Source organism: Streptococcus sp. 3874, from assembly GCF_013276425.1.
Classification (GTDB): Bacteria; Bacillota; Bacilli; order Lactobacillales; family Streptococcaceae; genus Streptococcus; species Streptococcus pseudopneumoniae.
On record NZ_VMLA01000086.1, the window covers coordinates 1 to 6,016 of the forward strand.

Annotated in this window: 5 protein-coding genes and 2 pseudogenes; all 7 read right to left on the minus strand. The window is 37.5% G+C overall.

Going from position 1 to position 6,016, the window contains the following annotated elements; genetic code table 11:
- Positions 1 to 397 (minus strand): annotated as a pseudogene (locus HT703_RS08555) (N-acetylmannosamine-6-phosphate 2-epimerase); the annotation flags it as partial.
- Between the two features lie 179 nt (positions 398 to 576).
- Entirely contained in the window at positions 577 to 1,680 is a 1,104-nt protein-coding gene (locus HT703_RS08560; RefSeq protein WP_000241720.1) for a Gfo/Idh/MocA family oxidoreductase, read from the minus strand.
- Complete coding sequence (locus HT703_RS11825; protein WP_000693340.1) at positions 1,673 to 1,879, minus strand: hypothetical protein; 207 nt, start codon at positions 1,877 to 1,879, stop codon at positions 1,673 to 1,675. Before HT703_RS11825 ends, HT703_RS08560 begins: the two co-directional genes overlap by 8 nt.
- A 6-nt stretch (positions 1,880 to 1,885) precedes the next feature.
- Complete coding sequence (locus tag HT703_RS08570) at positions 1,886 to 2,719, minus strand: carbohydrate ABC transporter permease (protein WP_000730467.1); 834 nt, start codon at positions 2,717 to 2,719, stop codon at positions 1,886 to 1,888.
- Positions 2,719 to 3,603, minus strand: a complete 885-nt coding sequence (locus HT703_RS08575; RefSeq protein WP_000237984.1) for a sugar ABC transporter permease — start codon at positions 3,601 to 3,603, stop codon at positions 2,719 to 2,721. Before HT703_RS08575 ends, HT703_RS08570 begins: the two co-directional genes overlap by 1 nt.
- A 78-nt stretch (positions 3,604 to 3,681) precedes the next feature.
- A complete protein-coding gene (locus HT703_RS08580) occupies positions 3,682 to 5,019 on the minus strand; it encodes a sugar ABC transporter substrate-binding protein (protein ID WP_000738778.1) in 1,338 nt (445 codons plus the stop codon).
- An 18-nt stretch (positions 5,020 to 5,037) separates the two neighbouring features.
- Positions 5,038 to 5,490: pseudogene (locus HT703_RS08585) on the minus strand (YhcH/YjgK/YiaL family protein).
- Positions 5,491 to 6,016 lie beyond the last annotated feature (526 nt).

The window sequence follows — 6,016 nt, forward strand, 5'->3', positions numbered from 1 at the left end:
GGTTAGGATATTTCTCCTTGACCTGACGAATGAACTCTTGAATTTCCAAACCATCGTAGCGTTCACGCTTGGTACAATCCAGAGCAATCACCTCGATGTCCAGTTCTGCCAATTCATCAACTTCTTTCATAGTAGCCGTGATGAAGGGTTCTTGTGGCGGATAATCTCGTTTGATTATCCCAATAATCGGAAGTTTGGTGACTTCCTTAATTTCCTTGATATCGCGAACACTATTGGCTCGGATACCGACTGCTCCACCTTGCTCAGCCGCTTTGACCAGCAAGGGAATCACCCCTCCCGCTTCTGTATAAAGCGGTTCATGAGGAAGAGCCTGACAAGAAACGATGATTCCATCTTTGATTTGTTCAATCAAGGCTTCTTTACTAATCTGTGGCATCCTCTTTCCTCCCTTTCTTTTTTCTTTATTTCTATGAGATTATTATACCTTAAAATTAAAACGCTTTCAAGAGTTTGTAGTATAATAGATTTCAGTTTCAAAAACTAGCCAAGTCAAACAGCTCCTCTAAAAGTACTTTCAGAGGAGCAAGTCGACCTATAATAGGAGAATACCAAAATTTAGTTTACAATTTCTGACAATTTTACTTTGCGATCTTCAAACATAGACTGGGTACAAGCATCTGCAGTAGCAATTGCTTCTAGGGCAGCTTCACCTGTCAATAGTTTTGCAAATTCTTCTGATACTGGGGCTCCTTCCATAATCTCATGCAGATAGCGCATTTCTTTATCAATGACAGATGATAGCCATAATGGAGTACGTTTACCTGGTTTACCATAAGCAATTGCTCCATCCATCTCTGTACTATGATAGATACGAGTCCGATCATCATCTTCTTCTTGCGATTCGTGAATCAAGAAATAGCTTTCTTGCCCATCTAGCTTAAGAGTTCCTTTACAGTTGAATAAGTCTAAGCGGATGGCACCTTTGCTTCCTTGGATTAAGACATAATGTTCACCCCAACGATAAGCTGAACCCCATTCTAACAAGGCAAAACGCTTATTAGAAAATTCCATATTGACAAAAATCATATCATCTTCATCACCGAAATGTTCACCTTCATGGGCCACATTTCCACCTGTCATGGTTACAGTTTCAGGCATGCCCCCCATAAGGAATTGAACGCAATCCAATTCATGGATGTGGTGATACAAGTGACCACCTGATTTTTCACGAATTTTTTTCCATGATACTGACGGTTGTTGTTCTTCCCAACCATTACGAGCTGTATGACAATATAGAACGTCTCCGATAACTCCTTGATTAATGAGTTCTTTTGCATGATGAACACCATTAAAGAAATTCATAATATGTCCTGCCATAAAGGTTACATTGTTTTCTTTACACGCATCTACCATCTCGCGACAATCTTGATAAGAAAGCGCAATTGGTTTTTCACAGAAAACATTTTTACCATGCTGTGCAGCCTTAATAACCGGTTCCTTATGAAGATTATTTGGAGTTGCGACGATAACACAATCTACTTCATCGCTAGAAACCAACTCATCTAAGGAACTTGCTACTTTTGCTCCCAATTCTTCTGCAATCGCCTCTGCATTATCTGGATCATAGAGAAGAGTAATCTCTGCTCCATCATTCTTTTGCATGTAGCGAGCCAATTCAGCTCCAAAATACCCTGCTCCAACAACACCGTATTTAACCATGTTTTTCTCCTTTATTATTGAATAAACTTTCTAATTTTAACTTATACTCTTCGAAAATCTCTTCAAACCGCGTCAACGTTGCTTCATCTACAGCCTCAAAAACGTGTTTTGAGCCGACTTCGTCAGTTTTATCTGCAACCTCAAAGCTGTACTTTGAGCAGCCTGCGGCTAGTTTCCTAGTTTGCTCTTTGATTTTCATTGAGTATTACTTCACAGATCCTTCTGACAATCCACTTGCAATTTTATTTTGGATGATAGAGAAGAAAATGATTGATGGAAGAACTACAATAACAGATGCTGCCATCATATCTCCCCAGTCTAGTATTTCTGAACCATTAAGTGAACGAAGGGCTACTGCTACTGTCATCTTTCCTGTATTGTTAATCAAAATCAAGGCATACAGGAATTCATTCCAAGCATTGATAAATGTATAAATGGCTGTTGCTACAATACCTGGTGCTACAATCGGTAGCACAACTTTATAAAACGTTACAAATTTATTTGCACCATCAATTCGAGCTGCTTCTTCAATTCCAATTGGAACTGTTTGGAAAAATCCAACTAAGAGCCAAACTGCATATGGAACACTAAAAGATAGATAAACCATCATCAAGCCAAATAAACTATTTGTTAACCCAACTTTAGCAATGGCAATTGAATAGGGAATTTCTAACAAAATTGGTGGGAAAATATAGGTAATGACGAGTAGTCTCGACATGATTGCTCCCAATTTAGGGAAGAATCGAACAATACCGTAGGCTGCCATAGCAGAAATAATAATCGCAATAAGGGTTGTAGCTAAGGCAATGATTAAACTATTTCGAATGTTATCAATAAAGTGCAAATCGTTGATAACATGTATAAAATAATCTAATGTAAACTGTTCAGGCCAAAATCGTGTTGGATACTGAGTCAATTCCCCTTTCCCCTTGACAGACGATATGATAATCCATACCAATGGGAAAATTGCAACAATAGTCGCACCAATCAAGAGTGCATGTGAGAGAATATCTAAATAAATACTGGATTTCTTCTTCATTATTTTCTACCCTCCTTTTCCCACTTACTGATGATAGCAAAGTAGATAAAGCAAATCGCCATCAAGAAGATAAAGAGCAACACTGTAACTGCTGAAGCACGACCCAACAATTTAGTGCCCCAACCCAGGTTGTAAGCAAAAATTGGAAGCGTCGTTGTAGCATTAGCCGGTCCACCACCCGTAATAAGGTAGATAATGTCAAAGTTATTAAAGATCCATACAGTTCTCAAAACAACTAGAAGCCCTACAACTACTTTAATATGTGGAAAGACGATAAACTTGAACACCTGCCAACTTGAAGCACCATCTATCTTAGCAGCCTCAAATTGTTCTTCTGGTACTGTTTGCAAAGCTGAAAGCACATTAACCATAATCATTGGTGCTCCAAACCAAATGTTGATAAACACCAAACATAGGAATGCCCATGTACTATCTGTCAAAAATGCAGGTGTATGTTCCATTAAACCTAATTTTACGATTAGATTAGGTAAGTAGCCATAAACCCCGTTTAGAATCCACTGCCAAGAGAAGGCAATAACGATGGTAGGAAATGCCCAAGGAACAATCAATAAGGTCCTATATAATTTCTTGAAGTGGCGTACTCTGTGAAGAGCTAAAGCCAATACAAACCCTACTAAAACTTGACCAACTAATGAGAAAATGGTCCACTTAATTGAATTAAAGAACGCATTAAAGAAGTTGGGATCTGATAGCACAGCTTTATAGTTAGCTAAACCAACAAATTTATAATTGGGCATAATCAAATGCTTATTGGTAAAGCTATAAAAAATACTCGAGAAAAACGGATAAACAAAGAGTAATCCTACGATAATCATAGCTGGCAAAACAAATATCCAGCGAGTTAAATTACGTTCTTTAACCATTCTCCTTCTCCCTTCTTTTACAAGATTGGGCTAGGGCTTTTCAGCTCACTAGCCCACCTATTTTCTAGTCTTTTACATCTACTGAACAGCCTCAAATAAATCGTTTAATTGTTTTTCTGCTTCTTTTGCAGCTTTCATAGGATCTGTTCCATTTGTAATGATATCTTGGAACATTTGTTCAATAATGTGTTGGTTAGTCAACATACCAGCTTGTACACTTGGTCCATTTTCATAACCAATAGCAGTACCTTTTTTAACAGCTTCAGTAATCACTTCTTCAGCATGTTTAAATTTCTTACGAGTTTCATTTTCTTTATAGGCTGCAGAATCGCTAATCCCCTTAATAGTTGGCAACATACCTACTGGAGTTGAATCAAGGAATTTAACGTAGTCTTCTTCATTATAAAGTGATTCTAAGAATGCTTTAGCAACTTCTGGATGTTTTGAATTTTTCCAAACAACCATTGGAATGTTTGAGGTCTCAATTCCTTGGTCTTTATCAGATTCTTTGATTTTTGGAATAGGATAAGCATCAATCGAATCAATCAATTGAGGACTGTTGGCATTGATTCCTCCGATATGGAAGCCAGAGTTAAAGTCAAATGCTGTTTTTCCTTGATAGAACAAGGTAGCTTGCTGAAGGACATTAAAGTTCAAAGAATCTTGAGGTGAGATTTCTTTATACAATTTAACCCAGTATTTAATACCATCTTGAGCAAGTTGACTTGTCAAGTCTGCTTTAAGATCTTTTGTTAAGAGGCTTCCTCCACCACTACGTACGTAGAAGTTCAAGAAACGTGTTGCCATTAAGTCATTTGTTCCAAACGGAACAGACAAGCCATAAACTCCAGCTTCTTTCAATTTTTTAGAAGCTTCATAGAGTTGATCCCAAGTTTTAGGAACCTCAATATTATGCTCTTTTAACAAATCTGTTCTAACCCACATGACTTGTGCATGTGAATAAAGAGGAACAGAGTAGTAATCATCTCCGATTTTTGCTTCATTTAAGGCAGTTTCGTTAAATTTATCCTGTCCAATACGCTTGATAGAATCATTTAGCGGAACCAAAGCATCTGAGTTGACCATTTCCATTACTTGGTTAGGAAGAGCTGTACTAATATCTGGCACATTTCCATTTGCTAAACCTGTAGTCCATTTAGTATAGAAGTCATTCCAAGAGAATGTTTCAATCTTGATTTTCGTTTTTGGATGCTTTTGCATGAAAGCATCTGCTGATTTTTGAATACTTTCTAAACGTGGTCCTTGAGTAAAGGAGTGCCACATTGTAATCTCACCAGATAATTCTGTCGGTGGTTCAGTACTAGTTGTACTTTCTTTCTTTCCTGAACAAGCTACCAAGGCAACGGCTGCTAGCGCAACTCCAGCTAGACATAAAAACTTTCTCATTTTTTTCATCGTTCTTCCCTTTCTACATTAAGAAATCGCAACTTTAAAGACAATTTTTTTCACAGGTTCATCATTTATACGAACCTTGGGTTGATGTAAATCTTCTGGAAAAGTGATGAGGCATTCGCCAGCTCTCAAATGAACCAACTGTTCCACTTTCCCTGTGTATAATTCAATATCCTTCTCTTCATCATACTCTTGGGTAACGCTTACATTTTTCGGCGACGTAACAGCCATGGCTTCTTCGTTTTCCAAAACTAAATGAATATCCAAATATTTTTGGTGTGTTTCAAAGAAAGCCCCTGCTTGACCATCTGCTAGATAAGTAAAGCAATTCCCAAACAATCAATCACCATCGATAGCAATCGAACCTTCTGTTAAATTTTCTAGTCCTGTTTTTTCTAGAAAATCTATTAATGTTGCAAAATGTGGATTTACTCCCACATAAGTTCCTAAACGGCTAATTTTTGTAATAATCATCTCTTCTAACCTCCTTTCTCAATCTATTTTTCCTATCCAAGTTCCCCATTCTTCTGTCTAGCATTTTCTACTAGAAGGACATAAAAACACTACACTCTCTAACCTATACTCTTTGAAAATCTCTTCAAACCACAGTCGCTTCACCTTGGATTATATAGGTCAGTCTTATCTACAACCTCAAAGCGGTGTTTTGGGCAATCTACTGCTAGCTTGCTAGTTTCTTCTTTGATTTTCATTCAGTATCTCCTCAATCTTCACAAGGAGGTCTGATTTTTCTAGCGACAAACAGAATAAATAAGTTAGTTCAATGAGCTACCTTCCTTATAGATGAAATTGATATTCATGAAGGAAGTCCGCCCTTTATTTTTTGCAAAAGATACTAGTATGAATCTATTTGGGGAATTGAATTTATAAGCTGCTCACTTATACTCTTCGAAAATCAAATTCAAACTGCGTCAACGTCGCCTTGCCGTACTCAAGTACAGCCTGCGGCTAGTTTCCTAGTTTGCTCTTTGATTTTCATTGA